This is a genomic window from Methanothermus sociabilis (genome assembly GCF_055392295.1).
This window is the reverse complement of the sequence record NZ_AP042467.1, coordinates 132454-148498: the sequence shown is the minus strand read 5'-3', so window position 1 is coordinate 148498 and position 16045 is coordinate 132454. Positions and strand designations below refer to the sequence as shown.

24 protein-coding genes and 2 tRNA genes are annotated in these 16045 nt (G+C 31.4%); 22 read left to right on the top strand and 4 right to left on the bottom strand.

The features are described 5' to 3' along the window. The first annotated feature begins 3 nt into the window (after positions 1-3). The 5 genes from ACZ5LY_RS00830 (at position 4) to serS (ending at position 4207) form a co-directional block, all read left to right on the top strand. Positions 4-1161: an amidohydrolase family protein gene (locus ACZ5LY_RS00830; RefSeq protein ID WP_013413539.1), complete on the top strand. Its 1158-nt coding sequence runs from the start codon at positions 4-6 to the stop codon at positions 1159-1161. 81 nt (positions 1162-1242) lie between these two features. Further along, positions 1243-1674, top strand: coding sequence for a universal stress protein (locus ACZ5LY_RS00825; RefSeq protein ID WP_013413538.1), 432 nt, complete (start codon positions 1243-1245; stop codon positions 1672-1674). A 28-nt stretch (positions 1675-1702) separates the two neighbouring features. Further along, positions 1703-2473: an ATP-binding protein gene (locus ACZ5LY_RS00820; RefSeq protein WP_464577678.1), complete on the top strand. Its 771-nt coding sequence runs from the start codon at positions 1703-1705 to the stop codon at positions 2471-2473. A gap of 9 nt (positions 2474-2482) precedes the next feature. Continuing rightward, entirely contained in the window at positions 2483-2713 is a 231-nt protein-coding gene (locus tag ACZ5LY_RS00815) for a KEOPS complex subunit Pcc1 (RefSeq protein ID WP_013413536.1), read from the top strand. Then, positions 2714-4207: a serine--tRNA ligase gene (serS, locus tag ACZ5LY_RS00810; protein WP_013413535.1), complete on the top strand. Its 1494-nt coding sequence runs from the start codon at positions 2714-2716 to the stop codon at positions 4205-4207. Here the strand turns inward: serS and ACZ5LY_RS00805 are convergent. Further along, on the bottom strand, positions 4185-4901 hold the full coding sequence (locus ACZ5LY_RS00805) for a peptidylprolyl isomerase (protein WP_013413534.1): 717 nt from the start codon (positions 4899-4901) through the stop codon (positions 4185-4187). The genes serS and ACZ5LY_RS00805 overlap by 23 nt on opposite strands. Beyond that, positions 4898-5959, bottom strand: a complete 1062-nt coding sequence (locus tag ACZ5LY_RS00800) for a nucleotidyltransferase family protein (RefSeq protein ID WP_464577677.1) — start codon at positions 5957-5959, stop codon at positions 4898-4900. Before ACZ5LY_RS00800 ends, ACZ5LY_RS00805 begins: the two co-directional genes overlap by 4 nt. A gap of 81 nt (positions 5960-6040) precedes the next feature. On the opposite strand from ACZ5LY_RS00800, the gene ACZ5LY_RS00795 reads away from it, so the two are divergent. Beyond that, entirely contained in the window at positions 6041-6763 is a 723-nt protein-coding gene (locus ACZ5LY_RS00795; RefSeq protein WP_013413532.1) for a restriction endonuclease, read from the top strand. Positions 6764-6782: 19 nt separating this feature from the next. Here ACZ5LY_RS00795 and ACZ5LY_RS00790 read toward each other — a convergent pair. Beyond that, positions 6783-6856 (bottom strand) — tRNA-Val (locus ACZ5LY_RS00790). A 5-nt stretch (positions 6857-6861) separates the two neighbouring features. Continuing rightward, positions 6862-6935: transfer RNA gene (locus ACZ5LY_RS00785), tRNA-Val, on the bottom strand. Between the two features lie 380 nt (positions 6936-7315). On the opposite strand from ACZ5LY_RS00785, the gene rpl7ae reads away from it, so the two are divergent. Genes rpl7ae through argH form a run of 16 tightly spaced genes read left to right on the top strand, consistent with a single transcriptional unit; the run spans position 7316 to position 16044 of the window. Beyond that, on the top strand, positions 7316-7687 hold the full coding sequence (gene rpl7ae, locus ACZ5LY_RS00780) for a 50S ribosomal protein L7Ae (protein WP_464577676.1): 372 nt from the start codon (positions 7316-7318) through the stop codon (positions 7685-7687). A 12-nt stretch (positions 7688-7699) separates the two neighbouring features. Continuing rightward, entirely contained in the window at positions 7700-7921 is a 222-nt protein-coding gene (locus ACZ5LY_RS00775; RefSeq protein WP_013413529.1) for a 30S ribosomal protein S28e, read from the top strand. 11 nt (positions 7922-7932) lie between these two features. Further along, entirely contained in the window at positions 7933-8097 is a 165-nt protein-coding gene (locus ACZ5LY_RS00770; protein ID WP_013413528.1) for a 50S ribosomal protein L24e, read from the top strand. Next, on the top strand, positions 8094-8546 hold the full coding sequence (ndk, locus tag ACZ5LY_RS00765; protein WP_013413527.1) for a nucleoside-diphosphate kinase: 453 nt from the start codon (positions 8094-8096) through the stop codon (positions 8544-8546). The genes ACZ5LY_RS00770 and ndk overlap by 4 nt, the downstream gene beginning before the upstream one ends. 4 nt (positions 8547-8550) lie before the next feature. Then, a complete protein-coding gene (infB, locus tag ACZ5LY_RS00760; protein WP_464577675.1) occupies positions 8551-10347 on the top strand; it encodes a translation initiation factor IF-2 in 1797 nt (598 codons plus the stop codon). A gap of 15 nt (positions 10348-10362) precedes the next feature. Next, positions 10363-10737 carry a 30S ribosomal protein S6e gene (locus ACZ5LY_RS00755; protein ID WP_013413525.1) on the top strand — a complete coding sequence of 125 codons (375 nt, stop codon included), beginning with the start codon at positions 10363-10365 and terminating at the stop codon, positions 10735-10737. Between the two features lie 9 nt (positions 10738-10746). Further along, a complete protein-coding gene (locus tag ACZ5LY_RS00750; RefSeq protein ID WP_464577674.1) occupies positions 10747-11973 on the top strand; it encodes a translation initiation factor IF-2 subunit gamma in 1227 nt (408 codons plus the stop codon). After that, positions 11957-12112, top strand: coding sequence for a PIN domain-containing protein (locus ACZ5LY_RS00745; protein WP_013413523.1), 156 nt, complete (start codon positions 11957-11959; stop codon positions 12110-12112). The genes ACZ5LY_RS00750 and ACZ5LY_RS00745 overlap by 17 nt, the downstream gene beginning before the upstream one ends. Next, positions 12099-12362 carry a PIN domain-containing protein gene (locus ACZ5LY_RS00740; RefSeq protein WP_013413522.1) on the top strand — a complete coding sequence of 88 codons (264 nt, stop codon included), beginning with the start codon at positions 12099-12101 and terminating at the stop codon, positions 12360-12362. Before ACZ5LY_RS00745 ends, ACZ5LY_RS00740 begins: the two co-directional genes overlap by 14 nt. A 12-nt stretch (positions 12363-12374) precedes the next feature. Then, on the top strand, positions 12375-12905 hold the full coding sequence (locus tag ACZ5LY_RS00735) for an inorganic diphosphatase (protein WP_013413521.1): 531 nt from the start codon (positions 12375-12377) through the stop codon (positions 12903-12905). A 9-nt stretch (positions 12906-12914) separates the two neighbouring features. Next, positions 12915-13496 carry a DNA-directed RNA polymerase gene (locus tag ACZ5LY_RS00730; RefSeq protein ID WP_013413520.1) on the top strand — a complete coding sequence of 194 codons (582 nt, stop codon included), beginning with the start codon at positions 12915-12917 and terminating at the stop codon, positions 13494-13496. Beyond that, entirely contained in the window at positions 13493-13675 is a 183-nt protein-coding gene (spt4, locus tag ACZ5LY_RS00725; protein WP_013413519.1) for a transcription elongation factor subunit Spt4, read from the top strand. Before ACZ5LY_RS00730 ends, spt4 begins: the two co-directional genes overlap by 4 nt. After that, positions 13675-14184 (top strand): GTP-dependent dephospho-CoA kinase family protein, encoded by a 510-nt coding sequence (locus tag ACZ5LY_RS00720; RefSeq protein WP_464577673.1) that lies wholly within the window; start codon positions 13675-13677, stop codon positions 14182-14184. Before spt4 ends, ACZ5LY_RS00720 begins: the two co-directional genes overlap by 1 nt. Beyond that, the gene (locus ACZ5LY_RS00715) at positions 14165-14470 is read left to right on the top strand and encodes a 30S ribosomal protein S24e (RefSeq protein ID WP_013413517.1); all 306 of its coding nucleotides are present in this window, start codon (positions 14165-14167) and stop codon (positions 14468-14470) included. Before ACZ5LY_RS00720 ends, ACZ5LY_RS00715 begins: the two co-directional genes overlap by 20 nt. Positions 14471-14472: 2 nt before the next feature. After that, on the top strand, positions 14473-14628 hold the full coding sequence (locus tag ACZ5LY_RS00710; RefSeq protein ID WP_013413516.1) for a 30S ribosomal protein S27ae: 156 nt from the start codon (positions 14473-14475) through the stop codon (positions 14626-14628). A gap of 6 nt (positions 14629-14634) precedes the next feature. After that, complete coding sequence (gene argH / locus ACZ5LY_RS00705) at positions 14635-16044, top strand: argininosuccinate lyase (protein ID WP_013413515.1); 1410 nt, start codon at positions 14635-14637, stop codon at positions 16042-16044. The last annotated feature ends 1 nt before the right edge of the window (position 16045 follow it).

Sequence of the window (16045 nt, the reverse complement as noted above, 5' to 3'; positions counted from 1 at the left end):
TTTATGTTAATTATTGAAAATGGATTAGTACTTTTAGGTAAAGAATTGAAACCTGTCAGAACTAATTTAGTTATTGAAGATGACAAAATCATTGAGATAACTAATAATAAATTTAATCATGGAAAAAAAATAGATGCTACAGGATGCATAGTACTTCCTTCTTTTACAAATTCACATATACATATTGCAGATTCTTTTGCAAAAGACATTGCGGACGGTAAAAGTTTAGATGAAATTGTAAAACCTCCAAATGGAATAAAACATAGATTACTTGAGAAAACTCCTAAAGAAAAAATAGTTGAAAGTGTAAAAAGATCTGTAAAAGAAATGTTGATGACTGGGACAACAAGATTTATAGATTTTAGAGAGGGTGGTATTGAAGGTATTAAACTTGTTAGAGATGCAATTAAAGACTTACCTATTGAGTGTAAATTTTTAGGTCGTGATCCCATATTTTATAATCCCAATGCTAAAAGAAATGAAGTTAGAAAAAAAACAAAAAATCTTTTAAGTTATTGTGATGGAGTTGGTTTAAGTGGCTTTGGTGAAATAGATGACAATATAGCTAAAATTGTAGTGTCTCAATGCAAAAAAAATAAAAAAATAGCTGCAATTCACGTTGCTGAAGATGTAAAAACCCAAAAAATATCATTAAAAAACACTGGAAAAACAGAAGTTCAGAGGGCACTAGAAACAGGATTTGACATGTTAATACACGTGACAAATCCAACATCAGCTGACATAGAATTATTAAAGAATTCAGATGTGTCTGTAGTTTTGTGTCCACGGTCAAATGGTATTTTAGGCACTGGTATACCTCCTATCTCAAACTTACTACACTTAAATATAAATTTACTCCTTGGAAGTGATAATGTAATGTTTAATGCTCCAAATATGATAAGAGAGATGGAATACACACTTAAAGTTTCTAGGGGTTTCTCAAGAAAATATTTAGATCCTAAAATAGTAATTAAGATGGCAACAACAAATTCGTTGCCTATTTTTGGCGATGTAGGTTGTATAGAAGAAGGATATCGTGCAGACATACTCATTGTTAAAAAATTGTCATCAAATCCTTGGTTATCTATAATAAATCGCCTTGAGCCACATGACATCCATTATGTCATAAAAGATGGTAAAATAGTAAATTTAGCTAATTGAAAGACCAATTTGTATTAATACTGTTGAAGGCATAACAATATATATCTCATAATTATTATTGTATAGAAAGAGGTGGTGATTTTGTATAAAAAAATATTATTACCTACAGATGGGTCAAAATATGCAAAAAAAGCTGCAAAACATGCTGCATGGATAGCAGAAAAAAGTTCAGGAGAAATAATTGTACTTAACGTCATTGACACTTCAACGTTGTTAGGTGTAAGTCTAGAAGATACAATGATACAATATAAAAAATTAATGGAAATGGAAGCATCTGAAATTTTACATGAAACTAAAAAAATTATAAAAGAATTCAATGAAGATTTAAAGGTAAAAACAAAACTAAAGGAAGGACATGTTGTGAATACAATTTTAGATTATATTAAAGAAAATAAAATAGATCTGGTAGTTATGGGAGCTTCTGGAAAAGGAGGATTAGATAGATTGCTTCTTGGAAGCGTAAGTGAAAAAATAACTAGACATGCAACATGTCCAGTACTCATAGTTCATTAATCAATTGTATGTAGTTGGTGTAAAAAATATGAAAGTGGCAATAACTGGAAAAGGAGGCGTAGGTAAAACTACACTGGCAAGCATGTTAGCTTATATATTATCAAAAGATTATAATGTATTTGCAATTGATGCAGACCCTGATATGAATCTGGCAACTAATATGGGAGTTAATAATAACATAAAACCATTGTCTGAGATGAAAAAATTAATTAAAGAAAGAACTGGGGCAGAACCAGGATCTACATTTGGAGAAGTTTTTAAAATCAATCCTTATGTAAGTGATATCCCTGACTCATATTCTTACAAAATCAACGACAATTTAAGACTTTTAGTCATGGGCACAATTGAGAAAGGCGGGGAAGGTTGTATTTGTCCTGCTTCTGTGTTTTTGAGAGCATTGTTAAGACATCTTATATTAAAAAGGGATGAAATAGTGATTTTAGATATGGAAGCAGGTATAGAACATTTAGGAAGAAGGGTTGCAGAATCTGTAGATTTAATGATAATTGTTGTTGAACCTAGTTTAAAATCTATAAATACTGCAAAAAGAATTAAAAAACTTGCAGAAGATATAGGAATAAAAAACATAGAAGTAGTATTAAACAAAATATCAAATATTTATGAAAAAAAAGTTATTGAAGACAAGTTAAAAGAAATAGGTTTAGATGTTTTAGGAACAATACCTTATGATAAAAATATCATAAAGGCCGACATGTCAAATACACCACCATATAAATATAAATCTCAATCTTTTTCAGCTGTTAAAAAAATTGCTGAAAAAATTAAAAATAGGTATTAGGTTACAAGTATGGAAACAAAAATAAAAATAACAATGAAATACAAAAATAAAAGAGAGGCAGAAATTGTCCATAATGCCTTAAAACCTGACAACTACAATTTTGTTGAGAGTTCTGTCATAGATAATAAAATTTTATTCAAAATAAAGAATAATTCTGTAAGAAGTGCATTAGCGACTGCAGACGACCTAATAGCAGCAGAAATTATAGCAGAAAAAATTTTAAAAATCATTGGTGATTAAATGAAGTTTGAAGTAAAAGGTAGAATAATACTAAGTGGTAGTAATAAAGAAATGAAAAAGGATTTGGAAAATTTTATAGAAGATGCAAATAAAACATTATTGGTAAAAGGAACTAAGGATAAAAGTGAAGCTGCCAAAATAACTGATTGGAAGTTGGAAGACAATATTATAAAAATAAAAATAAAGTCAGGTAGAAAAATTAGGGCACATGACGCTATATTAAGATTAAAAAATCCATTATCCCAACTTTTGGGTCCAAAATATCATATTGGTGTTAGGAAAATTAAAGTCGATGAATGTAAAGCAATAATACCTAGAGGAAATCCTGAAATAGAGGATCTACCGTTTGTTGCTTCTGTTGAAGTTAAAAATGATAATCTTATTGTAAAGTTTGAAAAATTAGATGAATCTGAATTAAGAAAACATGTCGTTGACAGAGTTATCAGACAAGCAACAAGAAGAAAAACTTTAACAGAAAAAATTGTAAAGGCCAAAGCTGGAGAAATTGTAGCAAAAAGTGAAAAAAGAAAAGCATTATTCGATGGGGATCCTACAGAGGAAGCAATAAAAAGAGGATGGATTAAAAAATTTCCTGGAAGAGGTCAATGGTTTTATACTCCTCCAATGGCTGCACTCTGTAGAGCATTTGAATCCTTGTTAATTGAAAAAGTCGTTGAACCATTAGGATTTGAAGAATGTCTTTTTCCAAAACTTATCCCATTATCTATAATGTATAAGATGAGATATCTCGAAGGTTTACCAGAAGGCATGTATTATTGTAGTGCACCCAAACGAGATCCTGAATTGTTCAAAAAATTTAAAAATGAATTAATAATCAAAAAGGAAATTCCTATAAATTTATTAAAAGAAGGACTTAGAGACCCTTCATATGTTCTTGCACCAGCGCAATGTGAACCATTTTATGAATTTTTAAGTCATGAAGTTGTTGACAAAAGCGAATTGCCAATAAAATTTTTTGATAGAAGTGGATGGACATATCGTTGGGAAGCAGGAGGTGCCAAAGGTCTAGATAGAGTTCATGAATTCCAAAGAATAGAGATGGTATGGTTAGGTACACCTGAAGATGTGGAAAAAATTAGAGATAAAACTGTTGAATTATCACAAAAATTAGCAGATAAATTGGAATTAGAATGGTATACTGAAGTTGGAGATGACCCATTTTATTTAGAAGGACGTGAATTTGAAGAAAGAAATTTAGAATTTCCAGAAATTCCTAAATATGAGATGAAACTTAAAGGTAAAGAAGATGTGGCAGTGGTGTCTGCAAATGTCCATGGTACTCATTTTGTAGATGGTTTTTCAATTAGAGAGGCACACAATGATAGAATATGGACAGGATGTACAGGATTAGGTGTGACAAGATGGGTATATGGATTCTTATCACAGAAAGGTTTTGAATATGAAAACTGGCCAAAATTAATAAAAAATAGAATAAAGAAAACAAAAGTTCCTAAGTTGTTGACTTGGCCTTAGTTTTTTCAAATGCACTTATAAATTCAACTCTTTTGACACCTTCAATATTATCCCAAATTTCTTTTGCTATCCTAGCTTGTGTCAATGTAATGTTAGAATGTGGCCTATTATCAAATTTAAACGTATCATCTACTTCAATAGAAACAGTTCCATCCTTTATTTCAACATTTATATCTTCTAACTTTGCATTTGGGTAATACATACTAATAATTCCTTTAATTTTCTCTTTATCATCTTTTATTATTTTTTTGACTTTTAAATCTAATTTTAAATGTTTTCCTGCAAGGGGATGATTAAAATCAATACGTACTCTTCCACCAGTAATGTTAACAATCCTTCCAACCGCATTGTCGATTGTTACTCTCATGCCTACTTTTGGTTTAATACCTCTTTTCCTTAGTTCAGTAATTGGAATTAACTTTACAAGTTTTGGGTCCCGTTTACCAAATCCTTTTTCAGGAGGTACTTCTATACTCTTTTCTTCATTTTCCTTCATCCCTATTAATGCTTCATCTACTCCAGGTATGAGTTGTCCCTTACCAACAACTACAACTAATGGCCTATACACCGTATTTTTTTTAAGTATACCTGCGTCTTTAGCAATTTTTGGGTCAGTGGTATCAAAAATTTCACCTGTTTCCTTGATTTTCCCAACAAATTCTAATTCTACGAAATCTCCCTTTTTCACAGTCATGTCACTATCCTCCTATGTGGTACGTTATTTTTAAATACTCTAAATGTCTTAGAATCTTTATACCCCAGCACGCGGATTGTCGCTGGATAATTTTCTATATACTTGGAAATTGTATCCTTATCAATTTTTGCTTCTAAAACAGATAAAATTCTTTGTTTATGATGAGTACTAAAACCTGCTGGAATGGCTTTTTCAATTTCTTTGATACTTTTATAGGGTCTGTTAGCTATCAATTTTTTAGCAGTTTTTTCATCAATTAAATTTAGATTCAACAACTCTTCATAATTTAATGTATTGGCATTTTCTAATATCTTTTCCTCATTTCTATACAAAGGTGCTCTTCCAGCACGTAATTCTTCTTTTAATACCTTATATGTTTCTTCTGGTAGCATATCTTTGACAGATTCAAGCTTCCCTTTATACACAGCATTTCTAATTTTTGTCCCACTTACACCAGAAATCCTTTTTACAAAAATAAATTTATTTTTAAAATTAAATCCAATCTTACCTAAAGATTTCGATAATGAAACTATAACATAATTATCTTCCTCTAGTGGATCTTCAAGTAATATTTCATTTGTTGTCGTGTCAATTATTTTATATGGTTTAGGGACAATTATATGTCCATCGTTTATTCTTTTGAGAATTTTATTGAAATTTGGGGCTGGTTTATAACCTCTTGGGATGTAATCTGTATTTAAAGCCTTAAACATTTTTGCTAGGCATAATGAATATTGTCCAGAACCCATAACACCCATTGGAGGTCCTTCAACTGCAATATCAGCTCCAACTGCAATAGCAGCCCTTGCACGTGCATATCTACTCATAATGTATGGTAATCCACGACCACTTCTTTCTGTAGGTCCTGGAATCACAGCAACAAATATTCCGTCAGGTACTTTTTCTTTAGCTTTAAACATACAATACCTATGCCCTTTATGTAATGGAGAATATTCTGTAAAATCTGCAATAATTTTCGTAGTTTTTTTAATTTTTTTGAATTTAGGTACTCTATCAGCATCTTTTTTTATCAATTCTACATCTTTTTCTATATCCATCAGATACCCCCAACTAAAGATCATTAATTTTTTTATATGATATAAGCTATAACATAATTTGATAAAGTTTGGAGAGTGACAATGACAACTAGAGAAGAAGTTATCAATTTTGTTTCCAACATTTTAGAAAATTCAGGGTTTAAAATTCGTAAAAATTTGAAGGTTTTAGGTAATCGTATTGACCTTTACGCCCAGATGTCACTCTCAAAACTTGGAAAAATTAAAATAATAGTATTGTATAGAGATTGGAAAGTTGGAATTGATTTTATCAAAGAAATTGAGATGATAAAAAGGTATCTAAAAATTTCTAAAGTAATTATCATTGCATCTTCTGGATTCACACAACAGGCTATAAGATATGCAAAAGCAAAAAACATTAGTATCATAGATGAGGAATCAATTTTATCATCTAAATCTGAATTAGAAAGAAATATTGCAGATGAAATAGAGGATATCTCACCCTCTTATAATTCAAGTAGATTTAGATTCCCTAGAAAAATCAAAACTAAACATGTAGACTTAAGAAAAAAACCAGAAAAATCATCGTTTAAAAGTTTAACACAAAATTTATTGTTTCAAGTATTAATTGTTTATGTCGCTGCCCTAACACTAATGGAAACAATACGATGGACAAAATCCGTACCTAAAGAACTTTTGGGGGTTTTAAGACTTTTATTCTGTTTTATTTTTTCGTATACTCTATCTTATGCAACAAATAGAAAAACAGGTTTTATTAGAGGAACAATAATATTTTTTTCTTCAATACTACTGGTTTTTATGACAATTATAGTTCTAAAACATTAAAATTAAAAAGAAGTTAGAGTGGGTCCGGCGAGATTCGAACTCGCGACCTCCTCGTCGTGAGCGAGGCGTCCTAGGCCACTAGACCACGGACCCACTTATGGGCCGGGCGAGATTCGAACTCGCGACCTCCTCGTCGTAAGCGAGGCGTCCTAGGCCACTAGACCACCGGCCCTATCTGTATCCTTTCATTATAATTTTTCTTATTTATACTTTTTGGTATGGTTTAATTTTAGGGACATGAATAATAAAACATTCTTATAGTAAAAGTGATGAGGTGTCTTAAATGGAAGAAAAAATAAAAACAAAAGATGTTGCAATCATAATAACAATCGGTATTTTAGGTAATCTCCTTATACTATTGTTTTTATCTGCAATTATGTGTGGTCTTGGCCTTCAACCATAAAATTTTTACTGCGAAAAATATTTATATAACTATTGTAAAAATTTTTGTACATCTATTTCTCCAAAATTTTAAAGGGAAGAGAAAGTATATATTGTTGGTTGTCGTAGCTTTTATTACAAACTGAGCCAATGAGTTGGAGGTGATGAAATATGGCAAAACCATTCTATGTGAAATTTGATGTACCAAAAGAGTTAGCTGACAAAACATTGGAAGCCGTGGAAATAGCAAGAGACACTGGAAAAATTGTCAAAGGAACAAATGAAACAACAAAAGCCATTGAGAGAGGTATAGCAAAATTAGTAATTATAGCTGAAAATGTAGACCCACCAGAAATTGTAGCACACTTACCTGTTCTTTCAGAAGAAAAAGAAATACCATATATATACGTACCAAAGAAAGAAGAATTAGGAGCCGCTGCCGGTATAAATGTATCAGCTGCATCTGCAGCCATAATAGATGCGGGTGAAGCTGAAGATCTCACAAATGAAATTATAGAAAAAATTGAAAGCATTAAAAAATAATGGTGGTTTTATATGGCTTTAATAGAAGAAGAAAAAGCCGTGCCTGCAGAAGTAATTGAAGTTGTTGGAAGGACTGGAATGACAGGTGAAGTTATCCAAGTGAAATGTAGGATCCTAGAAGGACGTGATAAAGGGAGAATATTAACCAGAAATGTCATGGGACCTGTGAGAGAGGGAGACATATTAATGCTACTAGATACAATAAGAGAAGCTAGAGAGATCAAGCCACCATAGGTGATTTATAAATGAGAGTATGTTCCTTCTGTGGCGAAAAAATAAAACCAGGCACTGGAAAAATGTTTGTTAAGAGAGATGGGACTATATATTTCTTTTGTGGCAGTAAATGTGAAAAGAACATGCTGAAATTAGGAAGAAAACCAAGAAAAGTCAAATGGGTTAAGAAAAAATGATGGAAAAAACTTTTGTGATGATTAAACCTGATGCTGTAAAACGTAGGCTAATTGGAGAAATCATACAACGTTTTGAAAAAAGAGGATTACAAATAGTTGCAATGAAAATGGTAGATGTCGATAAAGAATTGGCCAAAAAACATTATGCTGAACATAAAGATAAGCCATTCTTTAAAGATTTAATAAAATACATAACATCGTCGCCAGTCGTTGTTTTAGTACTTAAAGGTAAAAACTGTATAAGTGTTGTAAGAAAAATGGTTGGTGCAACAGATCCTAAAGAAGCAGAATCAGGTACTATAAGAGGAGATTTCGCATTAGAAATTGGTAGAAATATAATTCATGCTTCAGATTCGCCAGAATCTGCTGAAAGAGAAATTAAATTGTTCTTTAAAAATTCTGAAATATTTGAGTATAATATGCCAGACGCTGATATAATATATGAGTGATATAATGAAAATAAGGTCTCCAATAGTTTCTGTATTAGGTCATGTAGATCATGGAAAAACAACATTGTTAGACAATATTAGAGGCACTGCTATAGCCCATAAAGAGGCCGGAGGGATAACGCAACATATTGGAGCTACCGAAATACCTATTAAAGTAATTGAAGAAATTTGTAAAGGTTTATTAGAAAAATATTCAATCCAACGAATTATTCCTGGATTATTATTTATTGATACTCCTGGACATGAAGCATTTACAACTTTGAGAAAAAGAGGAGGATCTCTAGCAGATTTAGCAATACTTATTGTTGATATTAATGAAGGTTTTAAGCCCCAGACTTATGAGGCACTAAACATATTAAAGATGTATAAAACTCCATTTGTGGTGGCTGCAAATAAAATAGACAAGATAAGAGGATGGAAAACACATAAAAATTCTTCTTTTTTAGAAACTTTTGAAAAACAAGTTCCAAAAGTTCAACAATCTTTAGAAACAAAGATATATGAGTTAGTTGGTAGTTTACATGAAGAAGGTTTCAATGCAGAACGATTTGATAGAGTCACTGATTTCACATCTCAAGTAAGCATTGTTCCAATCAGCGCACTTACAGGTGAAGGCATACCTGAATTACTTACTTTGTTGATTGGATTAGCACAACAATATTTAAAAGATCAGTTGACTATTGAGTCAGATTCTCCAGCAAAAGGTACAATACTTGAAGTAAAGGAAGAAAAGGGATTAGGTACAACCTTAGATGCTATAATATATGACGGTGTTTTAAAACAAAATGATAAGATAGTTTTGTTAACTTTAGAAGATGTTGTGGTCACTAGGATTAGATCATTATTAAAACCAAAACCTCTTGAGGAAATAAGAGAAAGTAAAACAGAATTTAAGCGTGTTAAGGAAGTAGTCGCTGCTTCTGGTGTTAAAATTGTTGCTCCAGGAGTTAAAGATGTGATTCCTGGATCTCCTTTACGAGTTGCAAAAGATGAAAACTTAGAGGATATACGGAACGAAATACGAAAAGAATTAGAAGAAGTTAAAATTGAAACAGATAAGGCAGGAATTGTCATTAAAGCAGACACATTAGGTTCTTTAGAAGCTGTGATAAAATTACTAAAAGAAGAAACTGATGTTCCAATTAGAGTAGCTGACATAGGTGATGTATCTCAAAGAGATGTCATAGAAGCTGAAGTTTCAAAAAATACAGATGAGATTTATGGTGTCATATTAGCGTTCAATGTTAAGATATTACCATCAGCAAAAACAATTTTAGAAGAATCTGGTGTAAAAGTATTTTCTAATAATGTGATATATAAGCTCATTGAAGATTATGTTGACTGGATGAAAGAAATTAAAGAAAGAAGGAAGAAATCATTAATGGAAAGTATTATAAGGCCTGTTAAAATAAGAATATTACCAGGTTTTGTTTTTAGAAGTAGTAAACCAGCTATTACAGGAATAGAAGTACTCGCTGGTAAATTGAAACCTGGATACAATCTAATCAGAGAAGATGGAAACGTTGTAGGAACAGTCGGTAGTATTCAAGATAAAGGTAAAAATATAAAATCCGCAAAAAAAGGACAAAAAGTTGCCATATCTATAAAAGGTGGAATAATTGGTAGAAATATTGAAGAAGGGGATATACTATACAGTGATATACCTGAAAAGGATTACAAAATATTATCAAAACAATTAAAAAATGAATTAACAGCTGATGAACAAGAAACACTTGAAGAAATTGTAAAAATTAAAAGAAAAGTAGATCCTACCTATGGTACTGGATATTCATTGAGCTAGGGGGAGGGATTTTTCGTGTTTAAAGTTGTAGTTTCACACAAAGATAAATCATACCAAATAGAAACAGATACAGACAAACTCATTGGGTTAAAAATTGGAGATGAATTTGATGGTTCAATCATTGGCTTACCTGGCTATAAATTAAAAATAACAGGCGGCAGTGACAAAGATGGATTTCCAATGAGAAAAGATATAGAAGGTAGTAGAAGAGTTAAAGTGCTTTTATCCAGTGGACCAGGATTTAAACCAAGACGTAAAGGGGAAAGACGACGTAAAAGTGTAAGAGGCAACACAATTTCTGAAGACATTGTTCAAGTAAATACTGTAGTTGTGAAAGAGGGAGAAAAACCGATAAAAGAACTTATAAGTAAAAAGGAAAAGGAAGAATAGGTGTAATTTGTGAAATTACAATCAGAAGTTAATATAGGAATGGTAGGTCATGTAGACCACGGAAAAACAACATTAACTAAAGCTTTATCCGGTGTTTGGACAGATACACATAGTGAGGAAGCTAAAAGAGGAATATCCATACGTTTAGGATATGCTGATGCAATATTTAGAAAATGTCCAAATTGTCCAGAGCCAAAATGCTATACCACGAAAAAAATTTGTGAACATTGTGGATCAAAAACAAAAATATTAAGGAAAGTTTCTTTTGTCGATGCTCCTGGCCATGAAACATTAATGGCCACGATGCTTTCTGGTGCAGCAATAATGGATGGAGCAATATTAGTAATAGCTGCTAATGAACCCTGCCCCCAGCCGCAAACCAAAGAACATTTAATGGCATTAGATGTTATAGGTGTCAGGGATATTGTAGTGGTTCAAAATAAAATAGACACAGTGTCAAGAGAAAGAGCATTGGAAAATTATAAGGAAATTAAAGAATTTATAAAAGGAACTGTTGCTGAAAATTCACCTATTATTCCAGTATCTGCACAACAAGGTGCTAACATAGATGTATTGATTGAAGCCATTGAAAAAACAATTAAAACACCAAAAAGACCTGTTAACAAGCCAGCCAGAATGTTTGTGGCACGTTCTTTTGATATAAATAAACCAGGGACGCCTCCCGACAAACTAAAGGGAGGAGTAATAGGTGGTTCATTAATTCAAGGACGATTGGCGGTTGGAGATGAAATAGAAATAAAACCAGGCATTGAAATTAAGAAAAAAGGTAGAAAAAAATGGGAAAGTTTATATTCAGAAATTGTTAGTCTTGTTGCTGGTAATGAACCAATGGACGAAGTGAAGCCTGGGGGATTAATAGGAGTAGGCACAAAATTAGATCCTTCACTAACAAAGGCTGATTCATTATCAGGGTCTGTAGCTGGAAAAGTTGGTACATTACCAGAAGTTTTACATACTTTAAATTTAGAGGTGCATTTACTAAAAAGAGTAGTTGGTACAGAAGAAGAAAGAAAAGTAGAACCTTTAAAAATGAACGAACCTTTAATGATAAACATAGGAACTGCGACAACAGTTGGTGTCATTAGGCACATTAAGGGCGATGAAGTTGAAGTAGTCTTAAAATTACCAGTATGCGCTGAACCTGGTCAGAGGGCTGCAATTTCACGAAGATTGGGTGCCAGGTGGAGGCTAATAGGATATGGTGTGCTCAAATAAGAATGTTGTTTTAGACACAAATTTTTTATTTTTACCAATACAATTTAAAGTTGATATTATAGAAGAAATTAAAAAGTTAGTTCCTAATTGTAAAATAATAGTTCCATTTTTTTGTTTTGGAAGAATTGAAAAGAGTTAGGGAGAATTTACAAGGCAAAGATAAAATTGCTGCGGATTTTGCATTAAAACTTATTAAAAATTCAAAAGAAATTGAAATTTCAAAGGAAGATATTAAAAAAGGTGAAACAATAGACGATGCATTGCTTAGGGTAGCTGATATATTATGTACTAATGATAAAAAATTAAGAAAAAGGGCTAGAGAAAAAGGAATACCTGTTATTTATTTAAGACAGAAAAAATATCTAGATATAGATGGTTACATTAGATGAGGGGTGAGTAAAATGGTAGATCTTTGGAAAGATATAAAACCAGGTCCTTCAGCACCTGAAATTGTTTATGCTGTAATAGAGATCCCAAAAGGTTCTAGAAATAAATATGAATATAATAAAGAATTAGGAGCTTTTAGTTTAGATAGAGTACTTTATTCTCCTTTTATGTATCCAGCTGATTATGGTATAATACCACAAACTTTATATGACGACGGTGATCCACTAGATATACTTGTAATGATGGAAGAACCTACATTTCCTGGCTGTATTATAGAAGCAAGGCCTATCGGAATGATGGAAATGATAGATAAAGGTAAACAAGATGATAAAATACTCGCTGTACCTGTAGAGGATCCAAGATACAAAGAGATAAAAAATATTGATGAAATACCTTCCCATATTCTAGATGAAATAGCTCATTTCTTTTCAGAATATAAACGTTTAGAAGGAAAGAAAACTGAAGTAAAGGGTTGGAAAGACGTTAAATACGCACATAAAGCTATAATTCATTCTATAGAGCTTTATAAAAAGAAGTTTGGATGAGGTGTCACTTTGTACTATTTAACTAAGCTGGTTAATACTGTTAGAGTACCTCCATCACGATTTGAAGAACCTTTAGAAGAAGTTGTTATGGATATATTAACACAATCCTTAGTTGGAACTTTTGACAAAAAACTTGGGTTCATGATAGCTATAAAAAATATAGAAGATATAGGCGTTGGTAAAGTAATAATAGGAGATGGCGCAGCATATTATGATGTAACATTCAATGCACTGTTTTTTAAGCCTGAATTACATGAAATTATTGAAGGGGAAGTTATTGAAATTACAGAATTTGGAGCTTTCGTTAGAATAGGCCCTGTAGATGGACTAGTCCATATATCTCAAATAACTGACGATTATATTGATTATGATCCAAAAAATTGTATTTTGGTAGGAAAAGAAACTAAGAGAGTGTTAAAAGAAGGGGATAAAGTAAGAGCACGAATAGTCGCAATAAGTACAAAACAATTACCTCTCAAAGTTAATATTGGATTAACAATGAGACAACCAGGATTAGGAAAACTTGAATGGATTGAAGAAGAGAAGAAAAAAGAGAAGAAAAAGAAAGAAAAAAAGGAGAATAAAAAATGATAGAAAAAGCCTGTACAAAATGCAAACGAATAACATCTGAAGATCAGTGCCCAGTATGTAAAGCTCCAACCTCAGAAAATTGGAGTGGATTACTTATAGTTATAGATCCTAATAAATCAAGGATGGCAAAAGAATTGAACATTAATTTGCCTGGAGAATATGCTTTGAGGGTTAGATAGTGCTTATATTGCCAAAAAAATTAAGAAAAAAATTAAAAAAACCCTTTGGAAAATTGTATAAATCAATTGATGATATAAAAAATTTTCCACCAAATGAATACAAAATAATTTCTGTTGGCGATGAAACTACTAAAAATCTTGTAGATAGAGGTATATATCCTGATGTAGCTATAATAGACAGAAAAATACAGAGAAAAAAATCTTATTATAGAATAGAATATAAATCAAAAATATTGAATGTTAGTAATCCGCCAGGTACGATAACTGAATCATTGATGAACGCTATAAAAAAGGCTTTAAAATCAAAAGAAAAAACAATAATAAATGTATCTGGTGAGGAAGACTTAGCAGTTTTGCCAGCAATTTTATTTTCCAGTAAAGCTTTAATTTTGTATGGTCAACCAAATGAGGGAGTAGTAGTCGTTGACGCTGATAAATCCAAAAACAAAGCAAAAAAAATTATTAAAGAATTCAAAGAGGTGAGAGAGCATGGAAATAAATATAACTGAAGAAAAAAGGAACGAACTACTAAAAAGAAAAGAAATAAAATTTGAATGTTTGCATTCAGGAGAACCTACACCTAAAAGAGTTGATGTAAGAGACAAATTGAGTAGTATATTGGATGTTAATAAGGAATTGATAGTGATAGATACTCTCGAGCCAAGATATGGGGAAGGAAGATGTGTAGGATATGCTAAAATATATGATTCAAAAGAAAGTTTAGAGGAAATAGAGCAAGAACATATAATAAGGAAAAATAAAATTGGAGAAAGTAAAGCTAAAGAAGGTGAATAAAAATGGCTAAATACAAATTATATGAAATAAAAGGTGACAAAATAATACGCAAAAATCCATTTTGTCCACGATGTTCAAGTGGTGTGTTTATGGCAGACCATGGTGACAGATACGCATGTGGTAAATGTGGATATACTAAGTGGAAAAGAAAAAGGTGAAAAAGATTGGATATTAGGAGCAGATTAAAAAAAGACATGAAAAAAGATGTTGCAAAATTTTTGTCATCTTTAGATTTTGATCGTTATATATTTGAAGCTGATATTGACTGTAATATTGCACATGTACAAATGTTGGCAGAAGAAAATATAATAGATGTTGAGATTGCAAATAAAATAATAAAAACTTTAAAAGAATTGAAAAAAAAAGGAATAAAAGCTTTAGATTTAGATCCATCATTAGAAGATATTCACATGGCAATAGAAAATTATGTGACCTCTAAAATTGGTGAAGAAGCAGGTTTCATGCATATTGGGAAATCAAGGAACGATCAAGTGGTTACAGATCTTAGGTTGGCACTGAAATCCAAAATTGAAAAATTATGTAAGAAATTACTTAATCTAATTTACAAGATTTCAAAATTAGCATCAAAACATAAAGAAACTGTGATGGTGGGATATACACATCTGCAACATGCACAACCAACTACTTTTGCACATTATTTGTTGGCATATGCAAATTCGCTAAAAAGAGATTATGAAAGATTAAAAGATACTTATAAAAGAATAGATATAAATCCACTAGGATCAGCTGCTATGACAACCACTACATTTCCAATAAATAGAAAAACTACAACAAAAATTCTTGGTTTTTCATCTTATTTTGAAAATTCAATAGATGCTGTAAGTTCACGAGATTTTATTGCCGAAACAATTTTTGATTTAGCCATGCTAGCTACAAACATAAGTAGAATATGTGAAGAATTAATTCTTTGGAGTACCTATGAATTTGGATTAATTGAAATTGGCGATGAATTTTGTTCTACATCATCAATAATGCCTCAAAAAAAGAATCCTGATGTAGCTGAAATTATAAGGGCAAAATCTTCTAATTTATATGGGGATTTAATGTCTGTTATGAGTATTTTAAAAGCATTGCCACATAGTTACAATAGAGATTTACAAGAAGTGACTCCTCATCTCTGGAATTCTGTTAATACCATAGAAAAAATTATAGACATTATGGAAGGAATGTTATCAAGTATAAAAATAAATAAAAAGAGAGGAATAGAGCTTGCTAAATCTAATTTTTCTGTTGCAACTGATATTGCAGATCTAATTGTAAAAAAAAGGAAATTGCCATTCAGGGTTGCACACAAAATAGTTGGAAAATTAGTAAGTAAATGCATAGATGAAGGTATCAAACCTTCAGAAATTAATTCTAAAATTTTGGATGAAGTTAGTAAAAAAGTAATCGGTAAAAAATTAAACATTAAGGATGAAGAACTAAAGAAAGTCATTGATCCATTTGAATGTATAAAACAGAGAAATATAGTGGGTGGACCATCGCCAAAAGCTGTTGAAAAATCTATAATTTCACTCCAAAAATATGTCAAAAATGAATATGACCGTTGGTGAT

Coding starts and splice junctions, on each gene's coding strand:
- ACZ5LY_RS00815 (WP_013413536.1), top strand. CDS start 2,483: ATGGAAACAAAAATAAAAATAACAATGAAATACAAAAATAAAAGAGAG.
- ACZ5LY_RS00805 (WP_013413534.1), bottom strand. CDS start 4,901: ATGACTGTGAAAAAGGGAGATTTCGTAGAATTAGAATTTGTTGGGAAA.
- ndk (WP_013413527.1), top strand. CDS start 8,094: ATGATGGAAAAAACTTTTGTGATGATTAAACCTGATGCTGTAAAACGT.
- ACZ5LY_RS00770 (WP_013413528.1), top strand. CDS start 7,933: ATGAGAGTATGTTCCTTCTGTGGCGAAAAAATAAAACCAGGCACTGGA.
- ACZ5LY_RS00795 (WP_013413532.1), top strand. CDS start 6,041: ATGACAACTAGAGAAGAAGTTATCAATTTTGTTTCCAACATTTTAGAA.
- infB (WP_464577675.1), top strand. CDS start 8,551: ATGAAAATAAGGTCTCCAATAGTTTCTGTATTAGGTCATGTAGATCAT.
- ACZ5LY_RS00745 (WP_013413523.1), top strand. CDS start 11,957: ATGGTGTGCTCAAATAAGAATGTTGTTTTAGACACAAATTTTTTATTT.
- serS (WP_013413535.1), top strand. CDS start 2,714: ATGAAGTTTGAAGTAAAAGGTAGAATAATACTAAGTGGTAGTAATAAA.
- ACZ5LY_RS00735 (WP_013413521.1), top strand. CDS start 12,375: ATGGTAGATCTTTGGAAAGATATAAAACCAGGTCCTTCAGCACCTGAA.
- ACZ5LY_RS00715 (WP_013413517.1), top strand. CDS start 14,165: ATGGAAATAAATATAACTGAAGAAAAAAGGAACGAACTACTAAAAAGA.
- ACZ5LY_RS00800 (WP_464577677.1), bottom strand. CDS start 5,959: ATGGATATAGAAAAAGATGTAGAATTGATAAAAAAAGATGCTGATAGA.
- ACZ5LY_RS00775 (WP_013413529.1), top strand. CDS start 7,700: ATGGCTTTAATAGAAGAAGAAAAAGCCGTGCCTGCAGAAGTAATTGAA.
- rpl7ae (WP_464577676.1), top strand. CDS start 7,316: ATGGCAAAACCATTCTATGTGAAATTTGATGTACCAAAAGAGTTAGCT.
- ACZ5LY_RS00820 (WP_464577678.1), top strand. CDS start 1,703: ATGAAAGTGGCAATAACTGGAAAAGGAGGCGTAGGTAAAACTACACTG.
- ACZ5LY_RS00710 (WP_013413516.1), top strand. CDS start 14,473: ATGGCTAAATACAAATTATATGAAATAAAAGGTGACAAAATAATACGC.
- spt4 (WP_013413519.1), top strand. CDS start 13,493: ATGATAGAAAAAGCCTGTACAAAATGCAAACGAATAACATCTGAAGAT.
- ACZ5LY_RS00830 (WP_013413539.1), top strand. CDS start 4: ATGTTAATTATTGAAAATGGATTAGTACTTTTAGGTAAAGAATTGAAA.